Annotated in this window: 14 protein-coding genes; 12 read left to right on the plus strand and 2 right to left on the minus strand. The window is 33.0% G+C overall.

All coding sequences use genetic code 11. From position 1 onward, the window contains the following. Both V7M80_RS11915 and V7M80_RS11920 read right to left on the minus strand, forming a co-directional pair. Entirely contained in the window at positions 1-1,395 is a 1,395-nt protein-coding gene (locus V7M80_RS11915) for a RagB/SusD family nutrient uptake outer membrane protein (RefSeq protein ID WP_333696423.1), read from the minus strand. 15 nt (positions 1,396-1,410) lie between these two features. After that, positions 1,411-4,419, minus strand: coding sequence for a SusC/RagA family TonB-linked outer membrane protein (locus tag V7M80_RS11920; RefSeq protein ID WP_333696425.1), 3,009 nt, complete (start codon positions 4,417-4,419; stop codon positions 1,411-1,413). Between the two features lie 893 nt (positions 4,420-5,312). Between V7M80_RS11920 and V7M80_RS11925 the strand changes: the two genes are divergently transcribed. The 12 genes from V7M80_RS11925 (at position 5,313) to V7M80_RS11980 (ending at position 17,918) form a co-directional block, all read left to right on the plus strand. Beyond that, positions 5,313-5,723, plus strand: a complete 411-nt coding sequence (locus tag V7M80_RS11925; RefSeq protein ID WP_333696427.1) for a hypothetical protein — start codon at positions 5,313-5,315, stop codon at positions 5,721-5,723. Between the two features lie 562 nt (positions 5,724-6,285). Beyond that, entirely contained in the window at positions 6,286-7,116 is an 831-nt protein-coding gene (locus V7M80_RS11930; protein WP_333696429.1) for a hypothetical protein, read from the plus strand. Positions 7,117-7,129: 13 nt separating this feature from the next. Further along, the gene (locus tag V7M80_RS11935) at positions 7,130-7,513 is read left to right on the plus strand and encodes a hypothetical protein (RefSeq protein WP_333696430.1); all 384 of its coding nucleotides are present in this window, start codon (positions 7,130-7,132) and stop codon (positions 7,511-7,513) included. Next, entirely contained in the window at positions 7,503-10,910 is a 3,408-nt protein-coding gene (locus V7M80_RS11940; protein WP_333696431.1) for a PIN domain-containing protein, read from the plus strand. The genes V7M80_RS11935 and V7M80_RS11940 overlap by 11 nt, the downstream gene beginning before the upstream one ends. Positions 10,911-11,109: 199 nt before the next feature. After that, a complete protein-coding gene (locus V7M80_RS11945; RefSeq protein ID WP_333696432.1) occupies positions 11,110-12,432 on the plus strand; it encodes an AAA family ATPase in 1,323 nt (440 codons plus the stop codon). Next, a complete protein-coding gene (locus tag V7M80_RS11950) occupies positions 12,416-13,129 on the plus strand; it encodes an RloB family protein (protein ID WP_333696434.1) in 714 nt (237 codons plus the stop codon). Before V7M80_RS11945 ends, V7M80_RS11950 begins: the two co-directional genes overlap by 17 nt. 37 nt (positions 13,130-13,166) lie before the next feature. Beyond that, positions 13,167-13,817 (plus strand): HIRAN domain-containing protein, encoded by a 651-nt coding sequence (locus V7M80_RS11955; protein ID WP_333696436.1) that lies wholly within the window; start codon positions 13,167-13,169, stop codon positions 13,815-13,817. Positions 13,818-14,291: 474 nt separating this feature from the next. Further along, the gene (locus V7M80_RS11960; protein WP_333696437.1) at positions 14,292-14,867 is read left to right on the plus strand and encodes a hypothetical protein; all 576 of its coding nucleotides are present in this window, start codon (positions 14,292-14,294) and stop codon (positions 14,865-14,867) included. Position 14,868: 1 nt separating this feature from the next. Then, positions 14,869-15,819: a nucleotidyl transferase AbiEii/AbiGii toxin family protein gene (locus V7M80_RS11965; RefSeq protein ID WP_333696439.1), complete on the plus strand. Its 951-nt coding sequence runs from the start codon at positions 14,869-14,871 to the stop codon at positions 15,817-15,819. Between the two features lie 536 nt (positions 15,820-16,355). Further along, on the plus strand, positions 16,356-16,559 hold the full coding sequence (locus V7M80_RS11970; RefSeq protein ID WP_333696441.1) for a helix-turn-helix domain-containing protein: 204 nt from the start codon (positions 16,356-16,358) through the stop codon (positions 16,557-16,559). Further along, complete coding sequence (locus V7M80_RS11975; RefSeq protein ID WP_333696443.1) at positions 16,556-16,888, plus strand: HipA N-terminal domain-containing protein; 333 nt, start codon at positions 16,556-16,558, stop codon at positions 16,886-16,888. The genes V7M80_RS11970 and V7M80_RS11975 overlap by 4 nt, the downstream gene beginning before the upstream one ends. 16 nt (positions 16,889-16,904) lie before the next feature. Next, positions 16,905-17,918, plus strand: coding sequence for a type II toxin-antitoxin system HipA family toxin (locus V7M80_RS11980; protein WP_333696445.1), 1,014 nt, complete (start codon positions 16,905-16,907; stop codon positions 17,916-17,918). Positions 17,919-18,749: the final 831 nt, after the last annotated feature.

The raw sequence follows: 18,749 nt of genomic DNA on the forward strand, positions 1-18,749 counted from the left end.
TTAATAGCCCGGATTTTGAGGTGTTAAAAATGGATTTGCATTCATTTCTGCTAAAGGCAAAGGCCATAAGACATCTGTATTGTTCCACCCCGGCTTGTATGCCAGTTCTTGATTTAACAGATTCCATCTTTTGAGATCGAAAAACCGATGCCCTAACTCTGTGAAAAACTCTACTTGACGTTCTTGCCTAATGGCTTCGATTACTTCACTTTGGGTAACAGCAGTAGTATTTGGTAATCCTGCTCTGTTACGGATTGTATTTATATCTTCTATTGCTCCAATAATTTCACCTTGTCTTGCACGTGCTTCTGCCCGGATTAATATTTGTTCTTCTATTCTGAAAATAATTGAATTTTCTTGACTGGATGCCGTTGGATTATTTTGCTTGTATTTGAAAGGATGGTACCATACATTGGTTCCGTTTGTTACAGATTTTATCCAATGTACTTTTCTTAAATCGTTTGTTTCAAATTTGTTTATTAATTCTTGGGACAATGATACCCGAGTTGGCGGACCGGCCAAAAATATAAATATAGAACCTTCGTAAGTGTTTGGTCCATTTGGGCCGGGAGATAATTGCCAAATGGTAGATGTACTTGTTCTTAAAAAGGCTTGGTCCAGATTGTTCACTACCGAATATAATGCAGTTTCATTAATAACCGCCGAAGCCCAATTTGCCGCTTGGGGGTAATTCTCGTTGTACAAGTAAACCCTTGCTAATAGGGCTTGTACCGTAGCTTTGTTGGGACGGTTTCTGCCGGCTTGCACGTAGTTTGCTTCTACCAAGCTAACCGCTTGTTCTAAATCGTTTATTATGTTTTGGTAAACCAATTCTTTGGATTGCCTTGTCACTACACTGTTTTGCATGTAATTTGTAGTTGTAATGAATGGAATGTCTCCGTATAAATTGACCAAATGAAAATGGATTAAAGCCCGAATGAATAATGCTTCTCCTTTTATTTGGTTTTTTAAATTTTCAGGAATTGTTGTAGAATTATTAATCCCCTCTATTACCGCATTTGCTGCATAGACTTGAGAGTAGGAGCGATTCCAGATATTACCAATATAGGTCATGGAAGCCGATAATGCATTGTTGTAAAACGGCTCTGTGGTATAGATGCCATTTTCATATGAAATAAGTTCATCTGAATACGTACCTAAGAGACACGAAAGCCCATTTATTCTACCGGTTAGAATGCCGTGTTCACGCATTTGGGCATAAATGTCTGTAAGTGCGGCTCTAGCTGTAGTGGCGTTTTCAAAAACAGCCTGTGTAGTTAATTGCGAATTGGGTTGGTTTACCTCAACAAAATCATCGCAATTTTGAAAACAAAAAGCTAAGGTAAGGATTACTAATACCTTTTTGTATTGCTGAAATAGTGTTCTGTTTTTCATTTTTTTAGATTTTAATTAAAATATTAGTTGAAGTCCCATAGCATAAATGCGTAATGGAGGCAAAGTACCGCCTAGAGTAAACTCCGGATCGGCTCCTTGGTATGAAGTAATGGTTACAATATTTTGTCCTTGTAGTGAAACTCTACAGGTTAGATCTTTGAGAACTTTTTTTGGAATTTCGTAGGTTAATGCTATGTTTTTTAACCTAATGAAAGAGGCATCACTTACTGCACCGTTACTTAAACTAAAAAACTCACTTCGCTGCGTAGCGGTTTGATTTGCAGTAGTACCGTAGAGTTGATAGGGTGCATTATCACCTACTTGTGACCAACTGTTGAGATAGGCCACCGGCTGGTTTGTGAAATGACCCGCATTACGTTTTGTATTGGCAAAATTGAAGTTTTCTTGTTTTACAAATTGGAATAGGAAATCCAGTTGAAATTTTTTATACGTAATAAGATTGTGTAAACCTCCATAGAAGTCCGGGTTGAAATCTCGCACGGTTTCTCTATCGTATTCAAAAGAAATTATCCCATCGCCATTTACATCTTGAAACTGGTACAGCCCTGTTTGTGGATCTACTCCAGTGAAATTGAATAATTTTCGAATAGTAGTGGGTTGACCTACGACATATTGGGTTCTAAAGCTTGAGTTTTCAAGTCCCGGGAAGGAAATTAATTTGTTTCCCGCTTTTGTGAAATTGATATTTGCAATCCAAGAAAAATTGTCGGTTTTAAATGGTATTACCCTTAAAGTAGTTTCCCATCCGCGATTTTCTACAACGGCATTTAGATTTTCCTGAATGGATGGAAAACCTGTAGTGCCGGGAAGGGGTAAGCCTACCAGTTGATTGGATGAACGGTTTATATAGTAGGCCGTTGTGAGAAAAATGCGGTCATTGAGTAGGCCTATTTCCAGGGAAGCTTCCCATTTTTTGTTTGTTTCCCAACTGAAGTTTGGATTGTACAAGCGAGCCGGTTGAAGCCCAATAGTCCCTGCGTATTGGAAGCTTGAGTTGGAGTAGGTGTTTAGGAACTGGTAGTCTCCAATTTGATCACTACCTGTTGTACCATAACTGGAGCGAAGTTTACCAAAGCTTAGAAACGGAAGTTTGTTTTGAACAAACGTTTCGTTGCTGAACAACCATGCGGCACCAACGGCTCCGAAAGTTGCAAATTGTTTTCCCGGACCAAAACGACTGGAGCCGTCTCTACGACCGGTTAGGTTTATAATAAACCTTTTGTCATAATCGTAATTGAGGCGACCAAAAAAAGCTTGGTATTTGTATTCGATTTCATCATTGTTGTAAATGATGTTTTGAGCTGCTGCTGCTTGATTGTACAAAAGACTATTGCTGGAAAAGATAGCTGATAGTGTGGCTGTTTTTTCGCTTTTTTGACTTTGGTATGAAGCTCCTGCTAATGCATTGAACGATGATTTGCCATAGTTTTTTACCCAGTTTATTTGGGGTTCTACAATCCAGGAATTTCTAGTGAAATTGTTCCAATAAATTGAGGATTGCTGACTGGTAAGATTGAATGCGGGATTGTACATTGTGGAGGGTAAAGAACGGCTGTCGTTGTTTTTTAAATCAGTAAAGCCCAGATTTGATTTTACGGTAAGGTTATTGGCTATTTTATAGGTTAAAACCGCATTTGAAATAAGGTCTGTAGTGTTTATAAGGCTTTTGCTTTCTGAGTTTGCCAAAGGGTTTTCCCAGGTGCTGTTTTCCCAGTTTAGATTGCCTTGGCTGTCATGTAAAGCAGGGGCATTGGGTGCTAAATTGCGAGCTAGCGTAACATAGTCTATCCAAGGGAGGTTGTTGTCTTGTGCCATATAGCTAGCCGAAAAATTGAACTGAAACCTATTGTCTTTTGAATTGTAGTTGTAGTTTACCCTTGCCCCTCCTTTTTTATAGAGAAAGTCGCCGGGAAAGACACTGGTTTCGGTACGGTAATTGCCACTGAATAGGAAATTGGACTGTTGTGTACCGCCACTGACAGAGGCCTGCCAAAAGTTGGTTTGAGCCGTACCGCCAATGAGTACTTTTTGCCAATCGGTATAGCGGGTTTGATCCCAAGTGCCGTTTATATCGAAGGCGTTTGCCGGATATGTTGTAATGTTGTCGTTTGCAAAAGCCTCTCTTCGCATTTTTAAATATTGCTCTGTATTCATCAATTTCATCATACGGGTTACCGAGCCAAAAGAATGGTTGGTTTCCACTGTTACTGATGTAGCCCCTGATTTTCCTCTTTTTGTACTTATTAGTACCACCCCATTTGCTCCTCTTGAACCGTAAATAGCTGTAGCATCTGCATCTTTGAGAATCTCTATACTTTCTATATCATTGGGGTTTATACTTGCTAAGGGATTTCCGTCTCCCGGGATAGAGGTTGAGGTTTGCCTATCGCTAATGGGGTCTGAAGAGTAGGGAACCCCGTCTATGATGTACAACGGATTGTTTGCCCCCGTGCGAAGGCTATTGACCCCACGAACATTTATTTGAAAGCCACCCCCGGCAATACCGCTTTCTTGCACGATATTTACCCCAGCCAATCTACCTTGTAGTGTACCGACCAAATTGGTAATGGGTTGGGTTTCGATTTCTTTGGCGGTGATGCGGCCAATACTTCCTGTGCGTTCTTTGTCTTTGACGGAGTAGTAACCGGCATTTACCACCACCTCTTTGAGTTGGGTAGTATCTTCTAGGAGTAAAATTTGAAACCCGTTTTGGTTTCCTATAGTAATTTCTTGGGTTTTATAGCCCATATAGGAGAACACGAGCACATCTGAGGGGGTGGCATTGATGGAAAACTGACCGTTCTCGTTGGTTAAAGTACCAGAGGCTTTACCTTTGATACTTACGGTTACACCGGGTAAACTGCCCTGTGCATCGCTTACCGTACCGGTTATGAGTTGTTGTGGTTGTTGTTGGGCTAATGTGGAAACGCTGTACAAAAGCCATGATAGTAAGCCTAAATACCTAAATAGTTTGGCTCTTTGGTTTAATGAAAATTTATTCATATACTTGGTTAGTTAAATGAAACATTGGTTTTGTTTGCTTGGTCCTCTATCTAGTTTGGCGACGGGTTAGGGGACCTTTTTTTGGGGTACTGAGGCACAAAGGTGCTGAGGTACTGAGCTTTTTGCCACTAATCTACCACGGCGGACAGGTTGCTCGGATTAACACTGTTTTTTAAAAACTTTGCTTTTTTTGTTTCTCGCGGAGACGCAAAGACGCAAGGTGTTTGGTGTCGTTTGCTCTTTTTTGCCACTGAGGCTGAGATTTTATAAAAGCTTTGCTTTTTTTGTTTTTCGTGGAGACGCAAAGACGCAAAGCACATGTGGGCGGGATTTATTTCATAGGCGAGGGGGTTTTAGGGTTTGACATAGTTTTAATTGTTTAAAGTTGTTTAAAGGTTAAGTGTTGTTTAAGGGTTTAATGGTTTAAAAGGTTAAATGGGTTTTTGGGTTAGGGGAACTATGCCGCTCGTGCTTGTGGATGGGGCAAGGTTGAGCGACATAGATCTAACTAACTAAAAATGCTGCTAAGAACGTGACGCGAAACGTTCAAGATAAAAAAAGCAGTGCTAAGAATTAAGAGAGTGCCTGTGGGGCATAAAAAAAGCGTGGAACTCAACTTAAACGCTATCAAGGCACTGGTATACCCGCACACGAATAAGAGAGCCCACGCCATAGGACGTGAGCATCATACTTATCATCTCGCGTGCTAAAAATTACCAGTTTTTGATAACGAGATTCAAAGCGAATGCTTCAATTTTTTACATGAAGAATCGCAAAGTTAATTAATCATTTGATTTATATCAAATGATATTTCATTTTTCAAATATATATAATTATTTTTAATATCCCTATATGGATGTGTGTGTTTTTTTAATTTTCAATTTCTTTCAGTTATGAAAACTGCAAAAGAAATAGAAATTGTTATAGCTGAAATTGACTTTAATATTATTGAGAAAATTAGAGAGATTCGTTTAAAAAGAGAACCTATCATAAGTCAGATGGCTTTATCACAAATGTTAGGTTTAGCTGATGGGTTTGTTGGAAAAGTTGAAAACATTAAGGAATCATCTAAATATAATATGTGGCATTTAAACAAAATTATTAAAGTTTTAAATCTTAAATTTACAGATGTATTACCGTCGGGTTCTTATAATTTTGATATAGTTAAAATCCATATTAAACTTAAAGAAACTAGAAACAAGAATGAAAAATCATATGAAGTTTTGTCAATGAAACCATTAACGGAAAAAGAAATGCAGTTATTCAAACAAAATAAAATTCCTTATTTAAGAATTATAAAGTAAGATGTCAAGAATAAACTATACTGCAATCTAAATTTGCAACTAATGTAAAAATATATTTTCCATATCCAAATACACAAAAAAAGGGATGCCGCTGGCATCCTTTTTTTGTTAGTGCATTGTTTGTTTTTGGATAGTTAAATTTTGGAAATGCATACTAGAATTAGAATTGGGTTTATATTTTGAACCACTTTTTAATTTTAGATTTATGGAATGGTGGGAAATAATTGGGATGGCTATCGTTATAGTTATTGGTGCTATTATCCGGAATTTTATCTATAGGGATAAATATAGGTGGTGGAATGATAGGTGGAAGAATAAAAATAGATAATTGCAGAATTAAAAATATGGGAGAGTAATAGAATTAGTACATTTAATTATGTTTATTAGTTGTGTTATATTGATGTTTTTATTTATAAAAAAGTTTAGGGTGTTAGAGGTGTTGTATAGTAAATGTGAAAATTTTTAAAAATCAATAATTTAGTTAATATTTTAATTTTTCTTCCTTTCTTAAATAGGTTATAAAATCGTAATATTGTGTTTCATCGTAAAATATGCATTGATAATGAACGATTCAAATAATCTTACTTTTGAAATAATTGAAAAAGTAGTTACTCCTATAATATTACTAATTGCAGGATTCTATTTTGGTAATAAATCTAAAAAAGTAGAAGTAGATATTGAAAAAATAAAAGAATTAAACATTGTTTTGTCTAACATGCTCAATTGTTGGCATTACCTAAATAGACTTAGTGAATTACTCTATTTTCAAGATGATAAAGCAAATACTTTAATTTTTCCAAAACAATATTTACCTTTTATTACCCTAAAATCGGGAACACTTAACGACAATTGTTTTCAAGAACTTGAAGAATCTATTGAATCATTAAAGCAATATGACCCAATATGTTATTTTGAATTAGAGGGAATCGGAAAGAAATTTGATTTTATTAGAACTAATTATATTGTTCCCTTTCTCAAATCTAGTCAGACAGAAAATCATTCTAATAACTCAATAAGCAGAACTTTTCTCGATAAATTATTAAACAATATCGAACAACATTTAAGAGAAACAGCAAAACAGATTTCGAAAAGTACTTATGAAAAGATTGAATACAAAATTCAAAGCTCTTTAGAAAGTGATTTGAAAGAATTAAAGGAAGATTTTAATCATGAATATTATGAAATAATGCTTAGTTTATTACCTGAAAGTAATGTTAAGCCTACTTATGAAGAATTCTTATCCGAATTTAATAAACCTGAAACACAGAAAGAAATACAAACACAATTGGATTTTATTATTAAAAATGGTATGGATAAAATCATTTCCTTAATGATTGAGAATCCTCATTTGACTATTGATGAACTTGAAGAAATATTAACTAAAAATAATTAAACAAAGAAATATTATGCCTATAATTACTACAGCAGCAATTACAACTCTTTTAAGTGTATTAGCAACAAAAGGTTTAGAAAAAGCATTTGAAACTGGAGGGGAAAAAATCTCAGAAGGTGCTTTTAATTGGTTAAAATCATTGTTCTACAAAGAAAATGAACCTAAAAAGATTTTAAAAGAACTACAAGAATCACCAGACAATGAAGAAAAAATTAGCAATGCAAGAGCAATAATTACAAATTCTATTGAAGATAATTCAACCTTTGAAAATTATTTAAAGGAGTTTTTAGAAAACCTACCTCAAATTGAAAATAATATTTCACACAGTAAAAATGTGAATACAGGAAATGTGAATATAAGCGGAAATTTTAGAATTGGCGATGATTATGGAAAATAAAAATTTAAATTATGGCACTGTCAATGCTCAAAAGTCGCACATTGGTGATGTTTATAATATAACGAATTTTATTGACGGATTATCATTTTTACTAGCTGAATATAAACAACAATTAGATGAAATAAATGGACAAATTTTATCATTTAAACCCAGAACAGCTCTAGAAAGATTAAATAGTTTAGAGAGTAGAATTCAAAATAGTCAAGCAGAAATTGATAATAAAACAAAGAGTAAAATATTATTTTTAAAAGCACTTTGTAAAAAAGAATTACCTGAATTTACTAAAGAAGACACAGCTAAAGATTTTATTAAGGCATATAATTTGAATAATGATGATGCGACAATTAAGAACAGGGTTTGTGTTGAATATTTAAATTTATCTGATATTCCTAAAGCAATTGGAATATGCGAAAATCTATTGGCTACTGATGAGTATAATATTACAGCTTGGTATATTAAAGCAGTTACTTCAAATAATTTAAAAGAGTTTTTATTATCAATTCCCGAAATTGTTAAAGAAGATTACAATTTCCAGCTAAGCATTATTTATCATGTTTTAAGAACTGTAAAACTTAATTACTTTGAAGATATTGAGGACTTTGGGTTTAAATTAGTTTTTGATTTTACAAAGTATAAAGAAGTAAATTACAATAATAAAGAAGCATGGATTGTTACCATCGACTTACTGATTAATAAAATATTTAATGATTATCCTATTAGATATATTTCAGGAGAGAGCTTCATAATAAAAGATGTTCCTGAAATAGATATTGTAATAAAATTTATTAGTAAATATGTAAATGCACTTGAAAAAACAGAAATTTCAGAGACAACCAAGCACCAAAAATATTATGTAAATTATTTAAATTACATAACTACAAATAATGATGAAAACTATAAATACCTTGTTGAAATTTATGATGAACTAGAAAAACCCAATTGGTTCTACACAAATACTTGTTGCCAAGTATTAAATCATAAGAAAGAATTTCAAAAGTCATTAAGTGTTTTATTAGAGTATGAAAAGTTAAATGGTGATTTAAATAGTGAATTCTACCTTTTTAAATCAGTAATACTTCATTTTCTAGGTAAAAATGATGAAATAGAACCACTTTATTCAAGATATTTAGATTCAATTGAATTATTAGATGAAAGACACGTATTTAATATAATAAATGCTTTTTTTAATATTCAAAAGCAAATTGGAATAAAAAGCTCTTATAAAATTTTATTAGAAAAGGTTTTAGAAAAATCTTTTAGTTTTGAAGATTTAAAATTACTATTTAAAGTTATTATAGAAGTAAGATTTATTGAAGACTTTGACAAGGAAGAAATATACTCCGTCCTTGTTAGCATTAAATCCAATCCTCTTTTTGACAACAACTGCAAAAATTTAATTGCTGATAATTTAGATTTTATAGGAAAAGCAAGTGAAGCGTTAAAATTTATGGAAACATATGTTGATAAGACAATTGTTTCTGAATCTTTAAGACTTTACATAATTATAATTCATAAGCAATTACATAATAAAAAAGAAAATGAAAGAGGAAGGTATAAAGAACTTTTAATTTTATTGAAATTTTGGAGATTGAATAGTAATTATGTTGATGAACAACTTCTTGGGTTTGAACATAATTTATATACTGAAATAAATGATTTGGATAAACTTGAAGAAATTGACGAGTTTTTATATAATAAATTTCCTGAAAACGAAAAGTATTTATTTTTTTATTTAGCATTATTAGAAAGAAAAAAAGATTACAATAAAATCAAAGAAGTTTCTTTAAATATAAACTCCACCTTTAGTGATGAGATAAGTGGTGTTAATATTGCTGGCATTTTGTTAAGAAATAAAAACAATACTAAAAAGGGGTTCGAGATTTTGTATAATTTAGCCTTGAATCCAAACAATACAAACGCTAGAAAGAATTATTTTGGAGGTTCAATGCTTTTTGAAGAATATCTTGAAAAGTATAATGAAATTACTTATGGTCATTGGGTTAGATATAACATAGATGGTAGAATTGAAAGAATTAAGATTCTTAAAAAAGAAGGTATTCAAAAAGATTTTATAGGTAAAAAAGTTGGGGATAAATTTAGTCATAAATCCTCTTTATCAGGAAAATTAAGTACCATTGAAATATTAGAAATTTTTAACGACGCAATAAACTTATTTAGAGAAATATCAGAAGAAGCTCAAAATCCTATAAATGAATTAGGCTTTGAATCATTTAGCATTCCACCCGACATAAAAGATTTAGAAAATTTCTTAATTGAACAATTTGGAGCAAGTGGAACGGAAGAAAAAATTAGAACAAATAAACTTTTTAATGACTATTACAATTATAAAATTGGATTTTCCGAAATTGTAACTAGTGTTTTCAGAGAAAATTCAATTGATGCGTATTTACATTTAACAAGCTTAATTGGAAAAAGGTTTACAACCCTGCCTAACAAGGTCACAAAAAATATAAACATTAGTATTGTAGATCAAAAATTTGCTTTAGATTTTAGCACATTATTGCTTTTTTACTTTCTACAAAAAGAATTAAATTTTGAGTTTAATCATAGATTTATTATACCATATAATATTAAAGCAGAAGTTGAAGCAAATATATCAGAAGAAATAAACTCACCTCATTCTCCTTTTAGTATAAACATTAGTTTAGATGGAGTAAGAAAATATGAGACACCGGAAAATTATCAAAATAAAAGAATTGAATTTTTACAATCATTGTTAGAATGGATAAATACAAATTGTGAGATTGATTTGGTTGAAGAAAAATTAGAAACTATATTAAAACTACCTAAAGAAGGAAAGAAATTTGAAAGTAGTTTTATGAAATTAATTATTGATTCAATGTATCTTTCGATTAGAGAGAATCACAGGTTAATAAGTAGTGATAGTTCTATTTTTCTTTTCAATCATAGTTCGGGCCTATATAACAATCTTTTAAATCCTGAAAAATATCTTCTTACTTTTTATCCAGAAAAATGTAATACTGAATTTTATAGATTCTTACTAAAATCAAATTATTTAGGACTTAATATAAATTTTGAAACTTTAAAAAATGAGTTTTTTGATTTTATAACAGGTAGAGATAATTGTTATACACTTCTATTAGAAAATTTGCAATTCACAATTAATAATAATCCAAACATTATTATTTCTTGCATACAATTTTTAAAGCATTTATATCTCATTAATTCTATTACAATAAATGATAAAAATAGATATGCTTCAGAAATATTTAGAAATACCTTTTATGGAATGCCAAATCATTTGATCAACCAATATCAATCAATTTTGATGTCTGAATTCAAGCTACTAGGTGATTATTATGATGAAGTTATCAAAGAGTTTTTAGCAGTAAAAAAGATGTACTTAAATGAGTAATGTAATGCAATAATACAACGAATTTTTTGATTTTCATTAAACCAATGAATTAAATAAGGCTGTAAGCATTAGGGAAGCAAGCATCGTAAGTTAAAGGATCAATACGCTTTCATTTACGTTTATTAGCTAAATATTTTATAAAGCATGTGTTTTGTTTGTGAACTTATGTATATTTGCTTAAATTTTAACCAAAAGCAATATGTTGATTGAATTTAGAGTGTCGAACTACCGATCTATTGGCGAGGAACAAATTTTAAGTCTTGTTCCCGACACTAAAAAGAGTGACTCAAATGATAATGTAATTGATAGTGGAAAACATAAAGCCTTGAATGCGATAGCAATCTATGGTTCTAATGCTAGTGGGAAGAGTAATCTATTGCTTTCTATGAGTCTTTTAGATAAACTTGTGCATCTTTCTGCTAGGTCTTCTTCTACTACACGTTTGCCCTATGATCCATTTCTTTTGAGGAAAGGATGGGACGAAAAGCCAACAAAATTTGAGGTAACTTTTATTATAAATGCCACTAAATATAGATACGGTCTCGAATTTTTTCAAGATGTGATAGTATCTGAATGGTTGTATAAAAAAGCTATTGGGAGAGAAGTTGATTTGTTTTTGAGAAAGGGTGATATAATTGATCCTTCATCTGCATTGAAAGGAAATGCAAAGATTATAGATGCTGCGATTGAAGCTACTAAACCCAATGCTTTATTTCTTTCTACCTGTGACATGTTTAATATTGAAGAGGCTAAAATTATTTTTCAGTGGTTTAAGAATTTCCATATGATTGATGGTCTCAATACAGAAACTATTACAACAGTAAGTTTATGGGAAAACAAAGAATATCAAGAAAAAATTAATAATTATATGATGAACTTGGGTCTTGGATTGGTTGGGATTGATATTTCGACCAAAGACTTCGATTCTTCAGAGTTACCTGATACATTAAATGAAAATGCTAGAAATAAGCTTATAAAACAGTTAAGCGGGAAAAAAAGTTTTACCGTTTACACAAAACACAAACTTTATTCTTCCACGGGGAATGAAACAAAAGATACTATTTCTTGGAAATTGGAAGATAGGGAATCAGCCGGAACAAATAAGGCTTTTCATTTAAGTGGTCCCATATTATGGGCTTTAGTAAACGGAGGAGTTTTAATTATTGATGAAATTGAAGCCAAGTTACATCCTATAATGACATTAGAGACAATCAATTTGTTTTTGAATAAGGAAACGAATACTAATAATGCTCAGCTGATATTTGCAACGCATGATACTAACTTGCTATCTTATTCAAAGTTACGACGCGACCAAATTTATTTTTCTGAGAAAAATAAATGGGAATCAACTGAAATCTATTCCTTGTCTGATTTTGTCTACCTTGATAAAACAAACAATTTAAGAAAAGAGAGGCCAGATACTGATAAAGAGAAGCGATATTTTGAGGGACGTTATGGTGCTATTCCTATACTTGCTAATTTTAACTCTTTAAATTTAAAAGTTGATGGCAAAAAGAGGTAAGATTGATAAACCAGTATTAGCGGAATCTGAAGTAAGACCTGAACGATTAAAAAAATATAAATATTTATTCTTAATCGTTTGTGAGGATCAAAAGACAGAACCAAGTTATTTTGAATATTTTAAAGTTCAAATACCGGAAGAAAGTATTTATTTAAGGTCAGTTGGAGTTGGTAGAGACCCAAAAGGAGTTGTTTTGAGTGCAATTGATGAGCGTAATAAATTAGCTTTTGAATCAAAAAGGGAGGTTGACAAAGTTTGGGTTGTTTTTGACAAAGATGATGCAGATGAAAACCAAACGAAAGTTAAAAATTTTGAGGATGCATTTACAATTGCAGCAGATGAAAAATTTGAGATAGCCTACAGTAATGAGGTTTTTGAATTGTGGCTTTTGCTCCATTTTACTAAAGTAAATAAAAATGTAGCTCTGCCCCGAAAAGCAGTATACAAAATGCTACAGGAACAGATTAGAAAAACTAAAAAATATGAATCTTATGTGTATGTTCACGCACACCCCCAAAAGAAAACTATAGATATTGTATTTGAAATTGGTAATGTTGATCTTGCTATTAGTAGAGCAGAGTTATTGCTTGAGAATCAGAAAGGAAAAAATCCAATTGAGGCCAATCCAAGTACTACAGTTCATTTTTTAGTTCAACAATTAAGAGAATGGATAAATTATTATTCATATACGAAATGATTACTAGTTCTATAAGGTGTTATTAAAAAAAATCTATTTGAGTTGGCGACCGGGAAAAGGAGATGGTCGATATCTAGTTGGTATTTTTTCAAGAGAAAATTCATCAGGTGATGATATTGTGTTTAAATATATAAATGATCAAGTTAAAGAAGCTCAAAAAATTGGTTTTTTGAACTATCCAGATTTTCCAGATTTTAATAAAGAATACAGTACCAATTTGAAAACAGCTCTTACATTAAGGTTGATGCCTAAAACAAGAGCAGACAGAAATGATTACTTGTCTTTTTGGAATGCTAATGGAGAAGGATTAGACTGGTTTGACGAATTAGGATTCACACAAGGAGAACTGGCAACGGATACTTTTGAATTTCTTGCAGAATATCCAAAAAGACATAACGGAATAGGAATAAATTTTATATCGAGTATTGCTGCTTTATCTCATTTAGATTTATCGCCAGATTGTGTAAAAATAGGCGATAAATTACGTTTTGAATTAGAGCCTAAAAATCAGTTTGACAAGAATGCAGTTAAAATTTTAAAAGGAAAAGATTTAATAGGTTATGTTAAAAAAGGTCATAATCTTTTTTTTCATAAAGTAAAAGAAGAAGAGGTTGAAATTAAAGTTACAAATCTAGAAAAAAATGGAAAAATGAATCAAATATATTTTTCCGTTAAAGTAAATAATTAGAAAGAAATTAAAATAGAAAATAAAGAAAGATGCATAATGCATCTTTTTTTTTATGTCTAAAACTGATTAATTATACATTTGTTTTTGCATAGTTAAATTTTGGAATTGCATAGTGGAATAAAATTTTGGTTTCTATTTTGAGCGAAATTTTAAAATTTAATTATGGAATGGTGGGAGGTTATTGGTTTGGCGGTAATTGTTGTAGTTGTTGGTGCTATTGTTAGGAATTTTATTTATAAGAATAAATATAGGTGGCGGAATGATAGTTGGAAGGGGAGGAGGAAGTTGATGTGTCGATTTTATCCTCCCCCCGGCCCCCTCCGAAGGAGGGGGAGACGTTGTGGATGTGAAGGGCGTGGAAATTTATTGATAGAGAGATGTATATATACCTAATAAAATTAAGTTGTCTAGGTTTATTGCATAAATTTTAATTGAAAATTCATGCAATTGTTTTTTATTTTATACCTTTGTGTTATGAACAAGTTGCAGGAATTAAAAAAGCATTTACGTAGGGGTAGGGTTTACCGCCGGGCAGATTTGTCTAGGTGGTCTAAATCTGTTGACCGTCACCTTGATGAACTGGTGAGTGAGGGTACACTGCAAAAACTTTCGCATGGTCTTTACTTTTATCCGGAGGTTACTGCTTTTGGCGAAGCACCTCCCGAGGAAGATGTTTTGGTGCGTTCGTTTTTGAAGGACTCTCGTTTTTTGCTTACTTCGTTTAATGCCTATAATGCTCTTGGTGTTGGCACCACACAACTGTATAACCAAAAAATTGTTTACAATCATAAACGTCATGGTGATTTTGATTTGGGAGGGAAAACCTTTTCGTTTAGAGTGAAGCCCCATTTTCCGACTAAAGTTACTAAAGAGTTTTTGTTGGTTGACTTATTGAACAATTTGGAGCAACTTGCCGAAGACCCCAAAGAAGTGGTTTCTAACGTTCGCTTTAGAGCCAAAACAATGGATCAAAAAAAGTTGAAAAAAGTGCTACTTGATTATGGGAGTAGTAAAGCCAAACGGATTTTGGAACCTATTTTGAGTAGTTGATATGGCTGATTATTTGCACAACCATCCGGATTTTGCTGCCCTTTTGCGTATTGTAGGTAATGAATTGCGTATTGAGCCTATACTAGTTGAAAAAGATTATTGGATTATGCATGTTTTGTATGGCTTGAAGCAACTTAACTTTGATTTTGAGCTCAAAGGCGGTACATCACTTTCCAAAGGTTATCACATTATCGACCGCTTTTCGGAAGATATTGATATACACATTAAACCTCCCGCTATATTTGGGATAAATGAAAACCCGAAGAACAACAAGCCTAGAAATATTGAAGCAAGAAAAAAGTTCTATGATTGGCTTGCCGACAGCATAAAAATAAATGGAATTGTTTCGGCAACCCGAGATACGGATTTTGATGATACGAAATCGTATCGTAGTGGCGGTGTACGATTGCATTATCAATCGCATACTGAAGCTAAAGACGGAATAAAAGACGGAATACTTCTTGAAGCCGGCTTTGATCAGGTGACACCTAATACAATTAAGGACATTTCTTCGTGGGCTTATGAAAAAGCTATTAAGACTGGTGTAGCGATACTTGATAACAGAGCACTCTCTATTGCTTGCTATCATCCCGGTTTTACTTTTGTGGAAAAATTGCAGACCGTAGCTACCAAATTTAGACAAGAACAAGAAAATAAGGAAGAGCGTCAAAATTTGATGCGTCAGTATTATGACATTTATAGTTTGTTGAAAAATGAGGAGGTTCAAGCATTTATTGGAACGGAAGCGTATTTTGCCCATAAAAGGGAACGATTTCCAACGGTGGATTTTGATTTACCGATTGCTGAAAGTGAAGCTTTTTTATTGTGTAATGCGGCAATCAGAACTCGGTTTATTGAACGTTATAAAGCAACTGCTCCATTGTATTATAAAGGACAACCTGATTTTGAAGCAATGTTGTTTGAAATTGGGAAGTGGGTTGGTAGGCTTTGATTTCCTCCCCCCGGCCCCCTCCAAAAGAGGGGGAGACTAGACGGTGAGAGTTTTGTAGAACATTTACGTTTTATAGTGGTTTTTTTAATCTTACCTTAAATCTCTCTCCATCCGCCATCGGACAGGAGAAGAAGTAAAGGGAGACGATGTGAATGCGTATGGCGAGGTATTTTTGTGTAGTAATGAAATTTTGTTTAAGCACTTTATTTTGTTTGCTATCTACTACTGATTGTGTAGTGTTACGCAAATGGGATATGTCAAAAATAATAGAATGTTCACTTTTATTTACTGTTCACGGCAACGTGAACAAATATAGTTTGTGAACATTGTGGAATAGATTTGAATTTTTGGAACTTTTTACCAATTTGGACTAAAGCAGTTTTTTTTCTTAAAAGTGCTTTTTACGGCACTTTTTATCACCATTACTTTGATTGTAGTCTCTTAAAATGCCTAATAGTGCTTTTTAATGCTCTTTTTATTGTTAAATAGAAAAATAGTTTTATATTTGTATTAAATAATGCTATATAATGCACTTTATGGAAATCATACAAACCATCAAAGAACGTAGGGAAGTTTTGCAAGTGACCCAAGAGACTTTGGCGGAACTATCTGGCGTTGGCTTGCGGACCTTGAAACAGCTGGAGAGCGGAAAAGGAAACCCAACGCTGTTGACCTTGCAAAAGGTAGCCGACGTGTTAGGTATGGAAGTTTGCTTAAAAGTTAAAACGATTGGTACATGAGAAGTGCTAAAATACTATTTAAAAATGAAGCCGCTGGAATTTTAATTCAGCATGATGATGGTTCGTTTAGCTTTCGTTATGACGATGCCTGGTTTGCCAACGAGAATAAACCTGCTATTAGTTTGGGCTTACCTAAAGTACAGCAGGAGTATCAATCACCCTATCTTTTTCCTTTTTTTTATAATTTACTCCCCGAAGGTTCTAACAAGCAGGTTGTTTGCAAATTAAATAGAATTGACCGTAACGACTATTTTGGTTTGTTGCTTACCACAGCCAAGAATGACAGCATAGGAGCCGTACGCGTTATTGAAACAGTACAGGAAGTATAACGTATAATCGCTATTTATGAAAGCAAAAGACATTGCAACCGATACCGATTTATTGACCTTTACCCATTGCCCAGGCACATTAGCCAGCGGGTTTAACACCTATAGCCAAACTGCTTTGAACAGAGTGTTTAAAGGCAAAAAAGTGCATCCTATTTTGCCTTATGTTTCTCCTGCTTCTAATGCCGAAACAGCTGCCTTGTTTGAGGAAAACCGTAGACAAATGTCGATATCCGGTGTTCAAGAAAAATTTTCTGTGCTGCTTGAAAAAAACAAACTACGACTCATAGCTGAAAATGAGCAAGGTACCTATATCTTGAAACCTATTCCCAGTGCCGGAAAGAAACCCGATCAAATGCCTGCCAATGAACATTTAACCATGCAAATAGCCCGTCAATTGTATGGTATAGAAACAGCAGAAAACGCCATGATTTTTTTCCAAGATGGTACACCAGCTTATATCACTAAACGATTTGATGTGCAAAGCGATGGTTCAAAATTGGCTCAAGAAGATTTTGCTTCTTTGGCACAGCGAACACCGCAAACACATGGTGCTGATTACAAATATTTAGGTAATTATTTAGAACTGTTTGAGTTGATGCAAAGGCATTTACCCACTTATAAAATAGAAGCTCCCAAGCTATTGAAATTATTGGTGTTTAATTATCTTTTTTCGAATGGAGACGCTCATTTTAAAAATTTTTCTGTTCTTGAAACGTCGATGGGCGACTATCGTTTGAGTCCGGCTTATGACTTGCTCAATAGTCGTATTCATATAGAAGATAAAGATTTTGCCTTGAACGATGGTTTATTGCCTAAAAATTTGGCTCAAGGTAAAATAGGTTTGCAATTTGCCAAATTAGCGGAGCTAGCCGGAATTAGTGAAAAGAATTTTCAAGTCATAATGGAACTGATGCTCTCTAAATCTGATTTGGTTGAAAAAATGGTAGCCGCTTCTTTTTTGAATGACACTACCAAACGGAATTATTTGCAGTCTTATCAGGGTAGATTGAAACAGTTGGCGAAGGTGTGATATGCTGTATTGGATAAGGCTTTTTTTGCTAGGTTGACCATTATTTAAATATTCAACAGAATTTAAAAATATATATGAAAATCCGATTAAAGTGTATATTGTAAAGACAGAAAATTGACTACGAGAGTTAAGTAGAGGAATAATAGAATAAAAAAGGCATGAGTTACACGCCTTTTTTAGAACTGATTGCCTCATCAGAATTGATTAGATTGCTATGAGATCCTTTCAATACAAATATACAAATCTTTTTAAATGACGCCCTAAAATTTCATAAATTACTTTATATCAAACAAAAAGAGTTTGATTTATATACCACCTATAGCTTTTCAAGTAAGACAGTAAATATTGCTCTTCGGTTTATTGATGGTAACATTAGGACAATGGGTTTTGAGGGGATAAGATTTACTTGTGGTGAAAAATAGAAAAGGTACAACAAACTGGAAAGTTGAGGGACTATAAGAGCTACTAACTCCTACAACTTTCAAACCGGACATCAACTCTTATTAACAAAATGCTATACGAAAGGGTACACAATGAATGTTTTAAGGTCATCGTGACAATAAAGATACATACCCAAAACATATATGGTTTTATTCCAAAACTGTTGTGAATTGCTTTCAAAATTGTACTTTTATTTATTGTTCGCAACGTTATGGCTGCAGCTCGTAAAAAAGTGAAGTTGTGAATTGCTTTCAAAATTGTACTTTTATCTATTGTTCGCAACACTATGGGAATATTTAAGGAATCACAAATAGTTGTGAATTGCTTTCAAAATTGTACTTTTATCTATTGTTCGCAACCGATACGAGCGTCTTTTTTTACTCTTGCATG

It is taken from the genome of Flavobacterium sp. (assembly GCF_036759525.1).
GTDB lineage: Bacteria > Bacteroidota > Bacteroidia > Flavobacteriales > Flavobacteriaceae > Flavobacterium.

Excerpts from the sequence above, each read along its gene's own strand:
- V7M80_RS11945 (WP_333696432.1), top strand. The coding sequence starts at position 11,110 with ATGTTGATTGAATTTAGAGTGTCGAACTACCGATCTATTGGCGAGGAA.
- V7M80_RS11960 (WP_333696437.1), top strand. The coding sequence starts at position 14,292 with ATGAACAAGTTGCAGGAATTAAAAAAGCATTTACGTAGGGGTAGGGTT.
- V7M80_RS11920 (WP_333696425.1), bottom strand. The coding sequence starts at position 4,419 with ATGAATAAATTTTCATTAAACCAAAGAGCCAAACTATTTAGGTATTTA.
- V7M80_RS11930 (WP_333696429.1), top strand. The coding sequence starts at position 6,286 with ATGAACGATTCAAATAATCTTACTTTTGAAATAATTGAAAAAGTAGTT.
- V7M80_RS11925 (WP_333696427.1), top strand. The coding sequence starts at position 5,313 with ATGAAAACTGCAAAAGAAATAGAAATTGTTATAGCTGAAATTGACTTT.
- V7M80_RS11970 (WP_333696441.1), top strand. The coding sequence starts at position 16,356 with ATGGAAATCATACAAACCATCAAAGAACGTAGGGAAGTTTTGCAAGTG.
- V7M80_RS11935 (WP_333696430.1), top strand. The coding sequence starts at position 7,130 with ATGCCTATAATTACTACAGCAGCAATTACAACTCTTTTAAGTGTATTA.
- V7M80_RS11980 (WP_333696445.1), top strand. The coding sequence starts at position 16,905 with ATGAAAGCAAAAGACATTGCAACCGATACCGATTTATTGACCTTTACC.
- V7M80_RS11975 (WP_333696443.1), top strand. The coding sequence starts at position 16,556 with ATGAGAAGTGCTAAAATACTATTTAAAAATGAAGCCGCTGGAATTTTA.
- V7M80_RS11965 (WP_333696439.1), top strand. The coding sequence starts at position 14,869 with ATGGCTGATTATTTGCACAACCATCCGGATTTTGCTGCCCTTTTGCGT.
- V7M80_RS11940 (WP_333696431.1), top strand. The coding sequence starts at position 7,503 with ATGGAAAATAAAAATTTAAATTATGGCACTGTCAATGCTCAAAAGTCG.
- V7M80_RS11915 (WP_333696423.1), bottom strand. The coding sequence starts at position 1,395 with ATGAAAAACAGAACACTATTTCAGCAATACAAAAAGGTATTAGTAATC.
- V7M80_RS11950 (WP_333696434.1), top strand. The coding sequence starts at position 12,416 with ATGGCAAAAAGAGGTAAGATTGATAAACCAGTATTAGCGGAATCTGAA.